The sequence below is a fragment of the Dactylosporangium maewongense genome (assembly GCF_039531485.1).
Classification (GTDB): domain Bacteria; phylum Actinomycetota; class Actinomycetes; order Mycobacteriales; family Micromonosporaceae; genus Dactylosporangium; species Dactylosporangium maewongense.
This window is the reverse complement of record NZ_BAAAQD010000015.1, coordinates 271,934-291,223: the sequence shown is the minus strand read 5'-3', so window position 1 is coordinate 291,223 and position 19,290 is coordinate 271,934. Positions and strand designations below refer to the sequence as shown.

At 75.6% G+C, this 19,290-nt stretch carries 4 protein-coding genes; all 4 read left to right on the top strand.

The features are described 5' to 3' along the window. The first annotated feature begins 2 nt into the window (after positions 1-2). Positions 3-794, top strand: coding sequence for an FkbM family methyltransferase (locus ABD332_RS34350; protein ID WP_344506620.1), 792 nt, complete (start codon positions 3-5; stop codon positions 792-794). Beyond that, a complete protein-coding gene (locus ABD332_RS34345; RefSeq protein ID WP_344506618.1) occupies positions 791-1,777 on the top strand; it encodes a Gfo/Idh/MocA family protein in 987 nt (328 codons plus the stop codon). Before ABD332_RS34350 ends, ABD332_RS34345 begins: the two co-directional genes overlap by 4 nt. 153 nt (positions 1,778-1,930) lie before the next feature. Then, positions 1,931-5,005, top strand: a complete 3,075-nt coding sequence (locus ABD332_RS34340) for an amino acid adenylation domain-containing protein (RefSeq protein ID WP_344506616.1) — start codon at positions 1,931-1,933, stop codon at positions 5,003-5,005. A gap of 93 nt (positions 5,006-5,098) precedes the next feature. After that, positions 5,099-19,285 (top strand): type I polyketide synthase, encoded by a 14,187-nt coding sequence (locus ABD332_RS34335; RefSeq protein WP_344506615.1) that lies wholly within the window; start codon positions 5,099-5,101, stop codon positions 19,283-19,285. Positions 19,286-19,290 lie beyond the last annotated feature (5 nt).

The following is a 19,290-nucleotide window of genomic DNA, read 5'->3' as shown; positions in this document are numbered from 1 at the left end:
GCATGACCGCAGCCCAGACCGAGCCGCAGCGCGTGGCGCTGCCGGACGACGGCCGCCTCGTCGCCGTCACCAACCCGCAGGACGTCCTGGTCTGGCCCAGCCTGAGCGAGGACTCGCCCTACGCCGACGGCATCGCCGGCCTCGGCGCCGGCGACGTCGTGATCGACGTCGGCGCGCACATCGGGCTCACCGCCCTGTACTTCACCGACAAGATCCCCGGCGTGCGGGTCCTCGCCTTCGAGCCGGCCCGCCGCACCAACGCGTGCCTGGCCGACAACGCCGCCCGGCTGATGCCCGGCGTCCGCGTCTTCGACGTGGCGCTCGGCGCCGAGCCGGGCACCGCCGAGCTGACGTTCCTGCCCAACCACACGATGATGGCGACGATCGTCAGCGACGACGCCGACGACGACCGCAACATGACCGCGGTGCTGCGCAACTTCGGCGTCGACGGCGAGGCGAGCGAGCAGTTCTGGCGGGAGTTCCGCGAGGGCGCCGAGCGGTACGAGGTCCGCGTCAGCACCCTCGCCGAGGTCCTGGACGAGGAGGGCATCACCGACGTCGGCCTGCTCAAGATCGACGTCGAGCGCGGGGAGCTGCCGGTGCTGCGCGGGCTGCGCGCCGAGCAGTGGGCCGGGGTCCGCCGGGTCGTCGCCGAGGTGCACGCCGTCGACGGCAACCTCGACGCCGTCGTGGAGCTGCTGCACGCGCAGGGCTTCAGCACGAAGGTGTTCCAGGAGGACGTCTTCGTCGGGGGCAGCGTCCACATCGTCTCCGCGGCGAGGCCGGGCGCATGACGGTCCGGTTCGGCATCCTGGGCTGCTCGTCGGTCGCGCGGCGGCGCAGCATCCCGGCCCTCGTCGCGCACCCCGGCGCCACTCTCGCCGCGGTCGCCAGCCGCGACCCGGAGAAGGCCAAGGCGTTCGCCGCCGAGTTCGGCTGCGACGCCACCGGCTACGACGAGCTGCTGGCCCGCGACGACGTCGACGCGGTCTACCTGCCGCTGCCGACCGCGCTGCACGTGCCGTGGGGGCTGAAGGTCCTCGCGGCCGGCAAGCACCTGCTGCTGGAGAAGCCGTCGGCGACGTCCGCCGACGGTGCCCGCGAGCTCGTCCGCGCCGCCACCGAACGCGACCTGGTGCTGCGGGAGAACTTCACGTTCCCGCACCACGCGCAGCACGCCACGGTCGCGCGGCTGCTCGCCGAGGGCAGGCTCGGGCAGCTACGGTCCTTCAGCGGCGCGTTCTGCTTCCCGCCGCTGCCCGCCACCGACATCCGCTACGACGCCGGTCTCGGCGGCGGCAGCCTCCTGGACGCCGGGGTCTACCCGATCCGCGCCGCACAGCTGCTGCTCGGCGACGACCTGACGGTGGCCGGCAGCAGCCTGCGCGTCGACGGCCGCACCGGCGTCGACGTGGCCGGGCACGCGCTGCTGGTCTCCACCGCCGGGGTCCTCGCCGACGTCAAGTTCGGCTTCGAGCACACCTACGGCGCCTCGTACACCCTGTGGGGCAGCGCCGCCCGGCTCACCGTGGACAAGGCGTTCACGCCCGTGGCGACCTGGCAGCCGGTGCTGCGCATCGAGGAGCAGGACCACAGCGAGGAGCTCGTCCTGCCCGCCGGCGACCAGTGGTCCGCCGCGATCGCCTCGTTCACCGCGGCCGTCACCGCCGGCCACGGCGCCGGCCACCCGGCCGAGGCGGCCGGGCTGCGGTCCATGGTGCGCACCATGGAACTCGTCGAGGACGTCATCCGCGCCGCGAAACGCGTTGCGGCTTAAGGGTTCTCCTAGAGATCGTCGTCGGCGCCGCTGCGACCTGCGACGGCGCACCATACTTCGTCTGCAGAAGTCGACGCCGCCGCACGGACGTGCCGCAGCGGCGGCCGGGACGCGACTGGTGTCGCTCGCCGGCGCGGCGAAAGGGAGGCTGACTTGCCGTCCACCGATCAGAGCCCCACGTTCCGCCGGGCGGTGTCGCCCGTCGAATGGTGGATCGCGGCGCACCCGCGCGGCACCGTGCCGGTGCTGCAGGTCGCGGTCGAGGGCACCGGTGCGCTCGACCCATGCCGGCTCGCCGCGGCGGCCGCCGCCGCATCGGAAGCCTGCCCCGGCACCCGCCTGGCCCGCAAGGGCCGCGAGTGGGTCGACACCGGCCGGCCGCCCGCGGTCCGCACCGCGAAGGCCGGCGGGGTGCCGGTACACCGGCTGCCGGAGCTGCAGGAGCCGCTGCTGCACCGCGGCGGCCCCACCTGCGAGGTGCTGCACGTCGAGGGCCCCACGCCGGCGGTCGTCTTCCGTGCCTCCCACGCCGTCATGGACGCCGGCGGGGTGCTGCTGTGGGCGGGCGACGTGTTCCGGGCCCTGCGTGGCGAGCCGCTCGTCGGCGCCACCGACACCGTCACCGAGGTCGACCTGCTGCCGCCGCTGACGCAGAAGCCGACCCCGCCGGGGCTGCAGTACCCGGCGCTGCTGGGCGGGCGCGCCCCCGGCAAGGAACGCCGCACCCTCTGGCTGCGTCGCAGCGTCGACGGCTACCACCCCGGGCTCATCGCCCGCTTGGCCACCACGATCGCCCCGCTGTGCGGCGACGGCGACGCCCAGTTCGCGGTGCCGGTGAACCTGCGCCGGTACGCCCCGCAGACCCGCTCGACCGCCAGCCTCTCCCACAGCCTGCCCTTCACCGTGCCGGCCGGGCAGGACTGGGAGGCGACCCACGAACGCCTCCTCACGATGCTCGCCGAGGAGCGCGACGCGCAGGCCCGCCTCGACCCGGCAGTGCTGAAGATCCCGCAGCCGGTGCTGCGGCTCATCAACGGCGCCCTGGAGAGCAAGGCCACCAAGCAGAACCGGTACCCGTCGCACGCGTCCCTCGCCCACCTCGGCCGGGTCGACGTGGAGGAGTTCAGCACCGCCTCGTTCGCCGCGACCGCCCTGTACTCGCTGTCCAGCAGCCCCGCCGGCGGGCCCGTCGAGCTCGACGTCGTCGAGTGCGCCGGGCACACCGAGATCATGCTCAGCTGGCACGATGGGCCCGGCATCGAGGAGAAGGCGACCGCGCTGCTGGACCGGATCGAGGAGGCCCTGTCCCCGGCGGCGCTGCGGGCGACGACCGCCGCTGTGCCTTCGACGCCCGGCACCGTCCTGCCGGCGTTCGCCGCGCCTTCGGCGCTTGGCACCGTGCTGCCGGCGTTCGCCGCGCAGTGCGCCGCCACCCCCGACGCGCTCGCCGTCAGCGGCCCCGACGGCGACCTCACCTACGCCGAGCTCGACCGGCGCTCCCGCGTCGTCGCCACCGCCCTGCGCGACCTCGGCATCGGCCGGGAGGACGTCGTCGGGGTGCTCGCCGACCGCACCGCTGACGCCGTCGCCGCGATCTGGGGTGTCGTGCGGTCCGGCGCCGCGTATCTGCCCCTCGATGTGCAGCACCCCGACGCCCGCCTCAACGACATCCTCACCGACGCGGGCGCGCCGGTCTGCCTCGTGCAGCGCCCGCACGACGCGCGCGCCGTGGTTCCGGACGGCTGCCGCACGGTGCTGCTCGACGAGCTGTCCGGCGAGCCGCCGGCCGGCTGGACCGAGCCCGCCACCGAGCCCGGCGACCTCGCTTACGTCATCTACACGTCCGGCTCGACCGGCCGGCCCAAGGGCGTCGAGATCGAGCACGGATCCCTCGCCAACTACGCCGCCTGGGCCACCCGCTCGCTCGGGGTCGACGCGTCGACCCGGATGCCGCTGCTCACCTCGTTCGCCTTCGACGTCTCGTGTACGTCGCTGTTCCTGCCGCTGCTGGCGGGCGGGTCCGTGCTGCTCCCGCACGGCGAGCTCAACCACGCGACGCTGCGCACGCTGCTCACCGACGGCGCGCCGACGGTGCTGACGATGACGCCGTCGCTGCTGGAGCTCATCGGCGAGCTCGACGTGCGCCCCGCCACCGTGCGGGTCGTCGCCGCCGCCGGCGAGGTCCTGCGCCGCAGCGTCGCCCTGCGGGCCCTCGACATGTTCGGACCCGAATGCCGGGTGATGAACCTGTACGGCCCGACCGAGGCCACCATCGAATGCCTCGCCCACACCTTCGACCCCGGCACCGACACCGCGGCCGGGGTGCCGATCGGCGTGCCGCCGGACAACTGCACCGCCCACGTCCTGGACGCCCAGCACCGCTTCGTCGCCCCCGGCGAGGCCGGCGAGCTGTACGTCGGCGGGGCCCAGTTGGCCCGCGGCTACCGTGGCCGGCCCGACCTGACCCGGACCCGGTTCGTGCGCCTCGCCGACGGCACCCGCGTCTACCGCACCGGCGACATCGTCCGGGTCACCGACACCGGCGTGGTCGAGTTCCTCACCCGCGCCGACGACCAGGTCAAGGTCCTCGGCAACCGGATCGAGCCGGCCGAGATCGCGCAGACCCTCGAGGACCACCCGTCGGTCAGCCGGGCCGCGGTCCTCGCCCGCAGCCGCCCCGGCGGCGACCACAAGCTGCTGTGCGCCTACGTCGTCGGCACCGCGCCCGACCCGGTCGAGCTGCAGGCGTTCGTGGCCGAACGGCTGCCCCGCTACATGGTGCCCGCCACCGTGACCGTGGTCGCGGAGCTGCCCCGGACCGTCAACGGCAAGATCGACGTGCGGGCCCTCCCGGACCCGTTCGCGGGCGCCGACGAGCCCCCGGCCGACCACTCCGACCGCGACGACGTCACCCGCGCCGTCGCCGCGATCTGGGCCGCGACGCTCGGCGCCGACCCCGACCGGCTCGCCGACGACACCGACTTCCACCAGTTCGGCGGCGACTCGCTGCTGATGCTGTCGATGGTCGCCGCCGTCTGCCGCGACGTCGTCGGCGCCGACGCCGAGCCGCTGTTCATGGCCCGGCTCGGCGAGATCGTGCGGGAGCCGACGATCGCCCGGGTCGCCGCCATCGCCCGCGCCGCCCTCTCGCCGACCTCCACCGGAGTGACGCAAGAACCGGCGACGCGGCTCGGCGCAGAGCTGCCGGCCGAGGCCGTCAGCGCCTGACGCCGGACCCCGACCGACCACCCAGCGCCGACCAATCACCGTGTGCCGCCCGGCCGTCGGGCGTCCGCACGCTGTCATGAGGAGCCGAGCGAGATGGCGAACGAGGACAAGCTCCGCGACTACCTCAAGCGCGTGACGGCCGACCTGCGCCAGGCCAACCGGCGCATCCGCGAGTTCGAGGAGCGCGACCGGGAGCCGATCGCCGTCGTCGGCATCGGCTGCCGGTTCCCCGGCGGCGTCACCGGCCCCGACGCGCTGTGGGACCTCGTCGCCGGCGAGCGCGACGCCGTCGGCGGCGTGCCGCTCAACCGGGGCTGGGACTTCGAGCGCATCTACGACCCGGTCCCGGGCCGCGCCGGCCGCACGTACGCCCGCGACGGCGGGTTCCTGCACGACGCGGACGCGTTCGACGCCGGCTTCTTCGGCATCTCCCCGCGCGAGGCCCTCGCCATGGACCCGCAGCAGCGGCTGCTGCTGGAGACCACCTGGGAGGCCCTGGAGGACGCCGGCCTCGACCCGTCCCGCATCCGCGACACCGAGACCGGGGTGTTCGTCGGCGCCAGCCACCAGGGCTACGGCGCCGCCACGGAGGGCGCCCCCGACGGCGTCGAAGGGCATCTGCTCACCGGCGGCGCCGCCGCCGTGCTGTCCGGGCGGCTCGCCTACACGTTCGGCACCCGCGGCCCCGCCGTCACCGTCGACACCATGTGCTCGTCGTCGCTCGTCGCGCTGCACCTCGCCGTCCGCTCGCTGCGGGCGGGGGAGTGCGGCATGGCCGTCGTCGGCGGCGCCACCGTCATGGCGGTCCCGCAGTCGTTCATCGAGTTCTCCCGCCAGCGCGGCCTGGCCCCCGACGGCCGCTGCAAGGCGTTCTCCGACGACGCCGACGGCACCGGCTGGGGCGAGGGCGTCGGCGTCCTGCTCCTCGAACGGCTCTCCGACGCCGTCGCGCGCGGGCGCCGGGTCCTCGCCGTCGTGCGCGGATCCGCGGTCAACCAGGACGGTGCCTCCAACGGTCTGACGGCCCCGAACGGTCCGGCGCAGCAGCGGGTCATCCGGGCCGCCCTCGCCGACGCCGGCCTGGAGGCGTCCGATGTGGACGCCGTCGAGGCGCACGGCACCGGCACTACCCTCGGCGACCCGATCGAGGCCGAGGCGCTGCTCGCCACGTACGGGCAGGGCCGCGACCCGCGACGGCCGCTGTGGCTCGGCACCCTGAAGTCCAACCTCGGCCACACCCAGGCCGCCGCCGGGGTCGCCGGGGTCATCAAGGCCGTCCTCGCGATGCGGCACGGCGTCCTGCCCCGTACCCTGCACGTCAACGCCCCGTCGTCGAAGGTCGACTGGTCCGCGGGCGCCGTGCGGCTGCTGACCGCCGCGCAGCCGTGGCCCGCCGTCGACCGGCCCCGTCGCGCCGGCGTGTCGGCGTTCGGCGCCAGCGGCACCAACGCGCACGTCGTGCTGGAGCAGGCCCCCGCACCTGCGGACGATCTGCCTCTGGCGCCGTCGCCGCCGGTGCTGCCGTGGGCACTGTCGGCGCACACCGCCGAGGCGCTGCCGGCGCAGGCGGCCGCTCTCGCCGCGCACCTCGCCGGCCATCCCGACCTCGACGCCGCCGACGTCGCCCGGACCCGGGCCACGGCCCGGGCGCACCTGGAGCACCGGGCCGTCGTCCTCGGCACCGACCGGGCCGCCCTGACCCGCGCCCTGGACGCCCTCGCCGCCGGCCTCCGCGACCCGGACGTCATCACCGGCACCGCCGACCTCGAGGCCGCTTCGGCCATGCTGTTCACCGGTCAGGGTGCGCAGTGGTCGGGGATGGGCCGCGGTCTGTACGAGGCGTTCCCGGTGTTCGCTGCGGCGTATGACGAGGTGTGTGCGCTCGTCGAGGTGGATGATGCGCGGCTGGATGAGACGCAGTGGACGCAGCCTGCGCTGTTTGCTGTTGAGGTCGCGGTGTACCGGTTGCTGGAGTCCTGGGGGCTGCGACCCGATCACCTCCTCGGTCATTCGATCGGTGAGCTGGCGGCGGCGCACGTTGCTGGGGTTTGGTCCCTTGAGGACGCCTGCAAGGTGGTCGAAGCGCGGGGCCGGTTGATGCAGGCGCTGCCCACGGGTGGCGCGATGGTGGCGATCCAGGCTTCGGAGGAGCAGGTCCGGGCGGCGTTGGTCGAGGGTGTTTCGCTGGCCGCCGTCAACGGCCCGGACGCCGTGGTCGTGTCCGGTGACGAGGAAGCCGTCGCAGCGGTAGCCAATGGGTTCGTCAAGACGCGTCGGCTGAAGGTGAGTCACGCTTTCCACTCGGCGCGGATGGACGGGATGCTCGACGCGTTCCGCGAGGTCCTGAACACGGTCACGTTCAACCCGCCGCAGATCCCGATCGCGACGACATCGGTTGGTGAGGTGACCGACCCGGAGTACTGGGTGGGGCAGGTCCGGGGGACGGTCCGGTTCGCCGACGCCGCCGATCGTCTCAAGCAGAAGGGCGTCACACGGTTCCTCGAGGTCGGGCCCGACGGGGTACTGTCGGCGCTGGTCGGCGGCATCCCCGCGATGCGCAAGGGGCGCGACGAGCCCGCCACCCTCATGGCCGCCGTCGCCGCCGCGCACGTCGCCGGCTGGTCCCCGGACTGGGCCGCGTTCCTCCCGGGCCGGCGGGTCGAGCTGCCCACCTACGCGTTCCAGCGGGACCGGTTTTGGCTCACCCAGAACCGCCGCGACTCCACAGTGGACGGCTGGCTCTACCGCGAGACCTGGAAGCGCCTCTCCACGACCGGAGCGGCGCTCGACGGCACCTGGCTGCTCGTCACCCACACCGGCGACCAGGCGCTGCACGACACCCTGACCCGCGCCGGCGCCACCGTCCGGACGCTCACCGTCGCCGAGCACACCGACCGGGCGGCGATGACCGGTCTCGTCGCCGCCGTCGCGACCGGCCTCACCGGCGTCGTGTCGACCCTCGCCGCGTCCGCGACCCCGTCGCCCGGCCCGGCGCCCGTCACCGCCGGTGTCGCCGACACCCTCACCCTCGTGCAGGCCCTCGGCGACGCCGGCATCGGCGCGCCCCTGTGGTGCGTCACCGGCGGCGCCGTCAGCACCGGCCCCGGCGACCACGTCCGCGACCCCATGCAGCGCGCCGTGTGGGGCCTCGGCCGGGTCGTGGCCCTCGAACACCCCGACCGCTGGGGTGGCCTCGTCGACGTCACCGGCGACCTGTCGCCGGTGCCCGGCCTCCTCCGGGGCACCGAGGACCAGGTCGCGGTCCGCGACGGCGCCGTCCACGCGCGCAGGATCACCCGGGGCGCCGGCGGGGCACCGGCCGGCTGGCGGCCCCGCGGCGCCGCGCTCGTCACCGGCGGCACCACCGGCCTCGGCGCCCAGACCGCCCGCTGGCTCGCCGGGCACGGCGCCACCCACCTCGTCCTGCTCAGCCGCCGCGGCGACGAGGCGCCCGGCGCCGCCGCGCTGCGCGACGAGCTCACGGCCCTCGGCGCCGGGGTCACCGTCGCCGCCTGCGACGTCGCCGACCGGGACGCCCTCGCCGCCGTCGTCGAGGCGGTCGAGGCCGAGCACGGCCCGATCCGCACCGTCGTGCACGCCGCCGGCGTCGGCGTCCTCGGCCGGCTCCGCGACACCACCCCCGCCGACCTGGCGGCCGCGACCGCGGCGAAGCTCGGCGGCGCCGCGAACCTCGACGCCGTCTTCGACCGCGACACCGTCGACCGGTTCGTCATGTACGCGTCCGTCGCCGGGGTCTGGGGCAGCGGCGACCACGGCGCCTACGCCGCCGCGAACGCCTACCTCGACGGGCTCGTCCAGGCCCGCCGCGCCCGCGGCCGGGCCGGCACGTCGATCGCGTGGGGCATCTGGAGCCCGGAAAGCGGCGGCATGGCCCGCGCCGACGTCCGCGCGTCGGCGAACTGGCACGGCATCGAGTTCATGGACCCCGCCGCCGCCCTCGACGCCCTGCACCACGTCCTGGACCGCGACCCGGCCACCGCCGTCGTCGCCGACGTCGACTGGGCCCAGTTCGCGCCGCTGTTCACCGCCGCCCGGCACCGCCCGCTCATCGCCGACCTGCCCGAGGTCGCGTCGCTGCTCGCCCCGCCCGCCGCGCCCACCACCGGCGGGGTGGACGCCCGGCAGTTCGGACTCGGCGCGCTGGAGGACCTCGTCCGGGCCGGCGCCGCCGAAGCCCTCGGCCACCGGGGCGCCGACGCGGTCAACGGCACCCGCTCGTTCCGGGACCTCGGCTTCGACTCCCTGACCGCCCTCGAACTGCGCGACTCCCTGGCCCGGTCCACGGGCCTGCGGCTGCCGACGACCGTCATCTTCGACTACCCCAACGTCGACGCCCTCGCCGCGCACCTGCACCGGGAGCTCGGCGGCGCGACCATCGCCGCGCCGGCCGCCGCCGTCCAGGCCGCCGCCACCGACGAGCCGATCGCGATCGTCGGCATGAGCTGCCGGTACGCCGGTGGCGTCGAGTCACCCGAGGACCTGTGGGCGCTGCTGAGCGACGGCGGCGACGCGATCGGCCCGATGCCCACCGACCGCGGCTGGGACGTCGACGGCCTGTATGACCCGGACCCGGACCGGCCCGGCCGCAGCTACGTCCGCGACGGTGGCTTCCTGCGCGACGCCGTCCGCTTCGACCCGCAGCTGTTCGGGATCTCGCCGCGGGAGGCCGTCGCCATGGACCCGCAGCAGCGGCTGCTGCTCGAGGTCGCGTGGGAGGTGTTCGAGGCCGCCGGCATCGACCACGCCACGCTGCGCGGCACCCCCACCGGAGTGTTCGTCGGTGCCGCGGGCGGCGACTACGGCAGCCGCCTGCAGCAGGTCCCCGACGGCGCCGAGGGCCACCTCATCATCGGCACCGAAAGCAGCGTCGCGTCCGGCCGCATCGCCTACACGTTCGGGCTCGAAGGACCGGCCGTCACCGTCGACACCGCCTGCTCCTCGGGGATGGTCGCCACCCACCTGGCCGCCCAGGCGCTGCGCCGCGGCGAATGCGACCTGGCCCTCGCCGGCGGGGTAGCCGTCATGTCGTCGCCGGCGGCGTTCGTCGGGTTCAGCCGGCAGCGCGGCCTCGCCGCCGACGGCCGCTGCAAGGCGTTCTCCGACGACGCCGACGGCATGGGCCTTGCAGAGGGCGCCGGCATGCTCGTGCTGGAGCGGCTCAGCGACGCCCGGGCCCGCGGCCACCGCGTCCTGGCGGTCGTGCGCGGCTCGGCCCTCAACCAGGACGGCGCCTCCAACGGCCTCACCGCTCCCAACGGCCCGGCGCAGCAGCGGGTGATCCGGGCCGCCCTGCGCGCCGCCGGCCTGGAGGCGTCCGATGTGGACGCGGTCGAGGCGCACGGCACCGGCACCGCCCTCGGCGACCCGATCGAGGCGCAGGCGCTCCTCGCCACCTACGGCGCGGACCGGCAGACCCCGCTGTGGCTCGGGTCGCTGAAGTCCAACGTCGGGCACACCCAGGCGGCCGCCGGGATCGGCGGGATCATCAAGATGGTCCTCGCCATGCGGCACGGCCAGCTGCCGCGGACGCTGCACGTGGGGCGGCCGTCGACGCACGTCGACTGGACCGCCGGCGCCGTGGAACTGCTCGCCGAGGCCCGCGACTGGCCTGAGACCGGCCGCCCGCGTCGCGCCGGGGTGTCGTCGTTCGGGGTGTCCGGCACCAACGCCCACCTCATCCTGGAGGCCGCCGAGGAGCCGGAGGCCGCCCCCGCCGCGGCCACCGCCCCCGCCGCGGTGCCGGTCCTGCTGTCCGCGCACAGCGACGAGGCGCTGCGCGCGCAGGCCGCCCGGCTCGCGGCGCACCTGGCGGCGACCGGCGACGACCTCGCCGACGCCGCCTGGACGCTGTTCAGCGCACGGGCCGCCCTGGCGCACCGGGCGGTCGTCGCCGGCACCGACCGGGACGGCGTCGTGCGGCAACTGGACGGGCTCGCCACCGGTACACCATCCGCCGCCACCGTCACAGGAGTCATCCGGGCCGGCGGGAAGGTCGCGTTCGTGTTCCCCGGGCAGGGCTCGCAGTGGCTCGGCATGGGGGTGGAGCTCCTCGACGCCGAGCCCGCGTTCCGGGAGGGGATCGAGGCGTGCGAGGCGGCCCTCGCGCCGTTCGTCGACTGGTCCCTCACCGCGGTCCTGCGCGGCGACGCCGGCGCGCCCGGCCTCGACCGCGTCGACGTCGTGCAGCCGGTCCTGTGGGCCGTCATGGTGTCCCTCGCCGCGTGGTGGGAGTCCCGTGGCGTCACCCCCGACGTCGTCGTCGGCCACTCGCAGGGCGAGATCGCGGCGGCCTGCGTCGCCGGGATCCTCACCCTCGACGACGCCGCCCGGGTCGTCGCGCTGCGCAGCCAGGCGCTGTCGGTCCTCGCCGGTCGCGGCGGCATGCTCTCCGTCGCGCTCCCGCCGGAGCAGGCGACCGACCGGCTCGCCCCGTGGGCGGACCGGCTCAGCGTCGCCGCCGTCAACGGCGTCGGCTCCGTCGTCGTCTCCGGCGACGTCGACGCGCTCACCTCGCTCGCCGACGCGTGCGCCGCGGACGGGGTCCGGACCCGCCGCGTCGAGGTCGACTACGCCTCGCACTGCGCGCACGTCGAGGCGATCCACGACCGGCTCCTGGAGGTCCTCGCGCCCGTCGCGCCGCGGCCGGCGCGGGTCGAGTTCCACTCCACCGTCGGCGCCGACATCACCGGCATCGACGTCGGCGGCGCCGAGTACTGGTACCGCAACCTGCGCCACAGCGTCCAGTTCGCGCCGGCCGTGCGCGCGCTCGCCGACGCCGGCGTCACCGTCTTCGTCGAGGTCAGCGCCCACCCGGTGGTGACACCCGGCATCCAGGAGACCGTCGACGCCGCCGGGGCCGACGCGGTGGTCACCGGCACGCTGCGCCGCGACGACGGCGGGCCGGTCCGGCTGCTCACCGCGCTGGGCACCCTGCACGCGCACGGCACCGCCGTGGACTGGACGACCGCGTTCGGTGCGGGGCGACGGATCGTCGACCTGCCCACGTATCCGTTCCAGCGGCAGCGGTACTGGCTGGACGCCCCACCAACCATGAGCGCCGGCGACGGTGTCGACGCCCGGTTCTGGCAGCTCGTCGAGCAGCAGGACCTTCAGGAGCTGGCCGCGACCCTCGCGGTGGCGCCCGACGCCGTCGAAGGGCTCCTGCCGGCGCTGTCGCGCTGGCGGCGGGAACAGGCCGGCCGGGCGGCGCTGGACGGGTGGCGGTACCGCATCCGCTGGCAGCCCCTCACCGACCTGCCCACCACGTCGGCCGGGCGGTGGCTGGTCGTGCTGCCCGCCGCCGACCGGGCCGGCGCCTGGACCGAGCACCTCGTCGCCCAGCTGCTCGCCGCCGGGGTGCGCGCGGACGTGCTGACGCTGCCCGCGCAGGCGGACCGGGCGACGACCGCCGCGCACCTGCGCGCCGCCCTGGACGGCAACCCCGCCCCCGACCGGGTCCTGTCGCTGCTCGCCCTCGACGAGCACCCGTGCCGCCTCGGCACCGCGCTGCCGTCCGGGCTCACCGCGACGGTCGCGCTGCTGCAGGCGCTCGGCGACGTGGCGTGCCCTGCTCCACTGTGGACGGTCACCCGGGGCGCCGTGCAGGTCGGCGCCGCCGACGCCGTCACCGCACCGCTGCAGGCGATGACGTGGGGCCTGGGCCGCATCGCCGCCCTCGAACACCCCGACCGCTGGGGTGGCCTCGTCGACCTGCCCGCGGAGGTCACCACCGCGACCGTCGCCAGGCTCGCATCGGTCGTCACGGGCCACGACGGCGAGGACCAGGTCGCCGTCCGCGCCGCCGCGACCTACGCCCGCCGCCTCGTGCGCTCCGACAGCGGCGCCCCGGCGGCCGGCCGGTGGCGGCCCGACGGCACCGTGCTGGTCACCGGCGGGACCGGCGGGATCGGGGCGCACCTGGCCCGGTGGCTGGCCGCCGAGGGCGCCGGGCACCTGCTGCTCACCAGCCGGCGCGGACCGGACGCGCCCGGCGCCACCGAACTCGCCCAGCAGCTGCGGGACGCCGGCTGCGACGTCACCCTCGCCGCCGTCGACGTCGCCGACCGCGCCGCCCTCGCCGGCCTCCTCGAGAGCGTGCCCGAGGACCGGCCGCTGCGGGCGGTGTTCCACGCCGCCGCGATCCTCGACGACGGCGTCATCGACGGCATCACCACCGAGCGGGCCGCCGCCGTCGCCGCGCCGAAGGCGGACGCCGCCCTGCACCTGGACGAGCTCACCCGCGAGCTGGACCTGACCGCGTTCGTGCTGTTCTCCTCGCTCGGCGGCACCCTCGGCGGCCCCGGGCAGGGCAGCTACGCCGCCGCCAACAGCCTCCTGGACGCCCTCGCGCAGCAGCGGCACGCCGCGGGGCTGCCCGCCACCGCCGTCGCCTGGGGCGTGTGGGCCGGCGGCGACCTCGCCGACGGTGAGATCGGCGAGTCCGCCCGCCGCCAGGGCATGCTGCCGATGGACCCGGGCAAGGCGATCAGCCTCCTGCACCGCGCCCTCGACGACGGCGACACCTGCGTCGTCGTCGCCGACGTCGACTGGCCCAGGTACGCGCCCGCGTTCACCGCGTCCCGGCCCAGCCCCGCGCTGCGCGACCTGCCCGAGGCGGCACCGGCCGAGGACGGCGCCGCTGCCGGACAGGGCGTCCCGCTCGGCCGCGAGCTCGCCGGACTCCCCGTCGCCGAGCGGGAGGCGCGGCTGCTGCAGCTCGTGCGCCAGCACGCCGGCGCCGTCCTCGGCTTCCCCGACGACACCGCCGTCGACCCCGGCCGGGCGTTCCGCGATCTCGGCTTCGACTCCCTCACCGCCGTCGAGCTGCGCAACCGGCTCGGCGCCGCGACCGGCCTCCGGCTGCCGGTGACGCTCGTCTTCGACCACCCGACCGCGACGACCCTCACCCGGCACCTGCTGGGGGAGCTCGTCGGCGGCGAGGCCCCGGCACCCGAGACCGCCGTGCGGGCGGCTGACGGCGACGACCCGATCGCGATCGTCGCGATGACCTGCCGGCTGCCCGGCGGCGTCGCCGGCCCCGAGGACCTGTGGCGGGTCCTCATCGACGAGATCGACGCCGTCGGCCCGTTCCCCACCGACCGCGGCTGGGACCTCGACGGGCTCTACGACCCGGACCCCGAGCGGTCCGGCACCTTCTACACCCGCGAAGGCGGCTTCCTGCACGACGCCGCCGCCTTCGACCCCGCGTTCTTCGGCATCTCCCCGCGCGAGGCCCTCGCCATGGACCCGCAGCAGCGGCTGCTGCTGGAGACGGCGTGGGAGGCGTTCGAACGCGCCGGGATCGACCCCGCCGCCGCCCGCGGCAGCCGCACCGGCGTCTTCGTCGGCTCCAACTACCACGACTACGTCTGCCGGCTGCACGTCGCGCCCGAAGGCTTCGAGGGGCAGCTCGCCCTCGGCAGCGCCGGCAGCGTCGCGTCCGGCCGGATCGCGTACCTGTTCGGCCTCGAAGGACCGGCGCTGACCGTCGACACCGCCTGCTCGTCGTCGCTGGTCGCGCTGCACCTCGCCATGCAGGCGCTGCGCCGCGGCGACTGCACCCTCGCCCTCGCCGGCGGGGTCACGATCATCTCCTCGACCGACACGTTCGTCGAGTTCAGCCGGCAGCGCGCCCTGTCGCCCGACGGGCGGTGCAAGGCGTTCTCCGCGTCCGCGGACGGCGCCGGCTGGGCCGAGGGCGTCGGCCTGCTCCTGGTCGAGCGGCTCTCCGACGCGGTCGCCAACGGCCACCCGGTCCTGGCCGTCATCCGCGGCTCCGCGGTCAACCAGGACGGTGCCTCCAACGGTCTGACGGCCCCGAACGGTCCGGCGCAGCAGCGGGTCATCCGCGCCGCGCTCGCCGACGCCGGGCTGCGCCCCGCTGACGTGGACGTGGTGGAGGCGCACGGCACCGGCACCAGCCTCGGCGACCCGATCGAGGCGCAGGCCATCCTCGCCACCTACGGCCAGGACCGTGACGAGCCGCTGTGGCTCGGGTCGGTGAAGTCGAACCTCGGCCACACCCAGGCCGCGTCCGGCGTCGCCGGGCTGATGAAGATGGTCCTGGCCCTGCGCCACGGGACGCTGCCGCGCACCCTGCACGTCGACGCGCCCTCCCCGCACATCGACTGGTCGTCCGGCGCCGTCGAGCTCGCCACCGAGGCGCGGCCGTGGCCGGCCACCGACCGGCCGCGCCGGGCCGGGATCTCGTCGTTCGGCATCTCCGGCACCAACGCCCACGTGATCGTGGAGGAGCCGCCGGCGGTGATCGCCGGGGCGGGCTCGCGCGCCGTGTTGCCGCTGGTGCCGTGGCCGGTGTCGGCCCGCACCGCGGACGCCCTCGACGGCCAGGTGTCCAGGCTGCGTGAGGTCACCGAGAATCCAATGGACGTTGGATTTTCCCTGGCGACCGGCAGGTCGATGTTCGAGCACCGGGCGGTGCTGCTCGGTGACGCGCAGGTCCGGGGGCGGGTCCGCGACGGCGGCAACGCGATGCTCTTCACCGGTCAAGGTGCGCAGTGGTCGGGCATGGGTCGCGGCCTCTACGAAGCCTTCCCGGTGTTCGCGGCGGCGTATGACGAGGTGTGCGCGCACATCGAGGGTCTGCGGGACGTCGAGGGTGACCTGCTGGATGAGACGCAGTGGACGCAGCCGGCGTTGTTTGCGGTTGAGGTCGCGGTGTACCGGTTGCTGGAGTCGTGGGGTCTGCGCCCCGACTTCCTCCTCGGTCATTCGATCGGTGAGCTGGCCGCGGCGCATGTCGCCGGGGTCTGGTCGCTTGAGGACGCGTGCAAGGTGGTGTCGGCGCGGGGCCGGTTGATGCAGGCGCTGCCGGCCGGTGGTGCGATGGTGGCGATCCAGGCTTCCGAGGAGCAGGTCGGCACAGCGCTGGTGGACGGCGCCGAGATCGCCGCCGTCAATGGCCCGGACGCGGTCGTCATCTCCGGCGACGAGAGCGCGGTCGAGGCGGTGGCGGCGGGGTTCGCCAAGACGCGTCGGTTGAAGGTGAGTCATGCGTTCCATTCGGCGCGGATGGACGGGATGCTGGACGCGTTCCGTGAGGTTCTGGCCACGGTGAAATTCAACGAGCCGGGGATTCCGATCGCGACCACGTCGACCGGCGATGTCACCGACCCGGAGTACTGGGTCAGGCAGGTTCGGGGGACGGTCCGGTTCGCGGAGGCCGCTTCCAGGTTGACCGCGAAAGGCGTGACCAGGTTCCTGGAGGTCGGTCCGGACGGGGTGCTGTCGGCGATGGTCGACGGGGTCCCCGCGATGCGGAAGGGCCGCGACGAAGCCAGCACGCTGATGACCGCCGTCGCGCAGATGCACGTCACCGGCTGGTCGCCGGACTGGACCCGGCTCCTGGCGGGCGGGCGCCGCGTCGACCTGCCCACGTACGCGTTCCAGCGGCAGCGGTACTGGCTCGACGCCCCCGCCGACGCCCACGCCGGCACTGGGGACCCCGCCGCGCTCGGCCTCGGCACGGTCAGGCACCCGCTGCTCGGCGCCGGTGTCCCCCTCGCCGACACCGGCGGTCACCTCTTCACCAACCGGCTGTCGATCGCCGACCAGCCGTGGCTCGCCGACCACCGGGTCATGGACACCGTCCTGCTGCCCGGCACCGCCCTCGTCGAGCTCGCCCTGTCCGCCGGCGACGCCGTCGGCTGCGACCGGATCGAGGAGCTCACCCTGCAGGCGCCGCTGGTCCTGCCGGAGCCCGGCGCGCTGCAACTGCAGGTGACCGTCGGCGCCGCTGACGGCTTCGGCACCCGCACGGTCCAGGTGCACTCCCGCGACGCCGGCGGCACCGACGACACCGATCCAGCCGCCTGGACGGCGCACGCCACCGGCCGCGTCGCCGCCGCCCGCACCTGGGACGCCCCGGACTTCACGGAGTGGCCGCCCGCGGGTGCCGAACCCGTCGACATCGGCGGCCTCTACGACACCCTCGCCGACGCCGGGTTCGAGTATGGGCCGGCGTTCCGGGCCCTGCACCGGGTGTGGCGCCGCGACGGCGTCGTCTACGCCGAGGCCGCCCTCGCCGACCCCGAGCGCGCCGAGGCCGGCCGGTTCCTGCTGCACCCGGCGCTGCTCGACGCCGCCCTGCACACCCTGGCGTTCGCCGACGGCGTCGCCGGGCGCGGGGTGCTGCCGTTCTCGTTCGAGCGGGTGGCGCTCAGCGCCGTCGGGGCCACCGCCGTGCGGGTCCGGCTCACCGGCAGCGGCACCGACACCGTCGCCGTCGACCTCGCCGACCAGACCGGCCGGCCGTTCGCGGCGATCGGTGCGCTCGCGCTGCGCCCGGTCACCGCCGGCCAGGTGAAGGCGGCGCGCTCGCAGCACCACGACTCGCTGTTCCGGGTCGACATGGTCATGAACCCGGTCGGGCCGGCCCGCGACCACACCGGGCAGCGCTGGGCGGTCCTCGGGCTCAGCCCGGTCAAGCTCGTCAAGGCGCTCGGCGCCACCGGCGCCGCCGTCGAGACCTACCCGGACCTCGACGCGCTCCGCGACGCCGTGGCCGCCGGCGCGCCGGTCCCCGACCGGGCCGTCGTCTCCTGCGCGGACCGGCCCGAGGGCGCCGACATGGCCGCGCGGGCCCGCAACGCCACCTACTGGGCGCTCGACCTCGTCCAGGGATGGCTCGCCGACGAACGCCTCACCGGGTCCCGGCTGGTGTTCGTCACCCACAGCACCGGCGGCGACACCGTCGACGACCTCGCCTGGGCGCCGGTGTGGGGCCTGGTCCGGTCGGCGCTGACCGAGAACCCGGACCGGTTCGTCCTGCTCGACCTCGACGACCGCGACGTCTCCTACGCCGCGCTGCCCGCCGCCCTCACCTGCGGCGAAGGCAACGTCGCCGTGCGCGTCGGCGGCGTCCACGTGCCGCGGCTCGCCCGGGTCGCCGCCACCCCCGGCGTGACCCCGTCGGCGACGTGGGACCCGAAGGGCACCGTCCTGATCACCGGCGGCACCGGCGACCTCGGCGGTCTCATCGCCCGGCACCTCGCCGCCGAGCACGGCGTCCGGCACCTGCTGCTCACCAGCCGCCGCGGCCCCGCCGCCGAGGGTGCCGCCGAGCTGCGGCAGGCGCTGCTCGACCTCGGCGCCGAGGTGACGATCGCCGAGTGCGACGTCGCCGACCGGGACGCCCTCGCCGCGGTGCTCGCCGCGATCCCCGCGGACCGGCCCCTCACCGGTGTCGTGCACACCGCCGGGGTCGTCGACGACGGGGTCGTTTCCGCGCTGACCCGCGAGCAGGTCGACACCGTCCTGCGGCCGAAGGTCGACGCCGCCCTCAACCTCGACGAACTCACCCGCGGGCTGCCGCTGTCGGCGTTCGTGCTGTTCTCCTCGATGGCCGGCACGTTCGGTGGCACCGGCCAGGCCAACTACGCGGCCGCGAACACGTTCCTGGACGCCCTCGCTCACCAGCGCCGCGCCGCCGGCCTCCCGGCGCTGTCGCTCGCCTGGGGCCTGTGGGAGCAGGGCAACGGCATGACCGCCAAGCTCGACGGCGGCGACCTGCGGCGGATGGCCCGCGGCGGGCTCGCCCCGCTGTCGCACGCCGAGGGGCTCGCCCTGTTCGACGTCGCCTGCGTCGTCGACGAGGCCGTGCTGATCCCGGCCCGCCTCGTCGTCGACGCGATCCGGGCGGCCGCCGGGACCGAGGCGGTGCCGGCCATCATGCGCGGTCTCGTCGGCCGCCCCGCCCGGCAGGCCGTCACCACCGGACCGGCCGCCGCCGAGGCGGAGACCCTCGCCGCCCGGCTGTCCCGGCTGAGCACCGCCGAACGGCAGCGCATCCTCCTGGACCTGGTCCGGGCCGAGGCCGCCGTCGTTCTCGGGTACCCCGGGCCGGACGCGGTCGAGCCGGACCGCGGGTTCCTGGAGCTCGGCTTCGACTCCCTCACCGCCCTCGAACTGCGCAACCGGCTCGCCGCCGCCACCGGGCTGCGGCTGCCGGCGACGCTGCTGTTCGACTACCCGTCGCCGGACGCGATGGCCGGGCACGTCCTCGGCCAGCTCGTCCAGGACGACGCCGACGCGCCGTTCGCCGTCCTCGACGACCTCGAGGCCAGGGTCGACGCGATCGACGACGACACCCGGGACCGCCTCACGGACCGGCTGCAGCTGCTGCTCACGAGGCTCACCGACCGCGGGGCCGGCTCCGGGGCGGGCGTTGCCGAACGCCTCGACTCGGCCAGCGACGACGACATCTTCGCGTTCATCGACAACGACCTCGGTCTGTCGTAGCGACG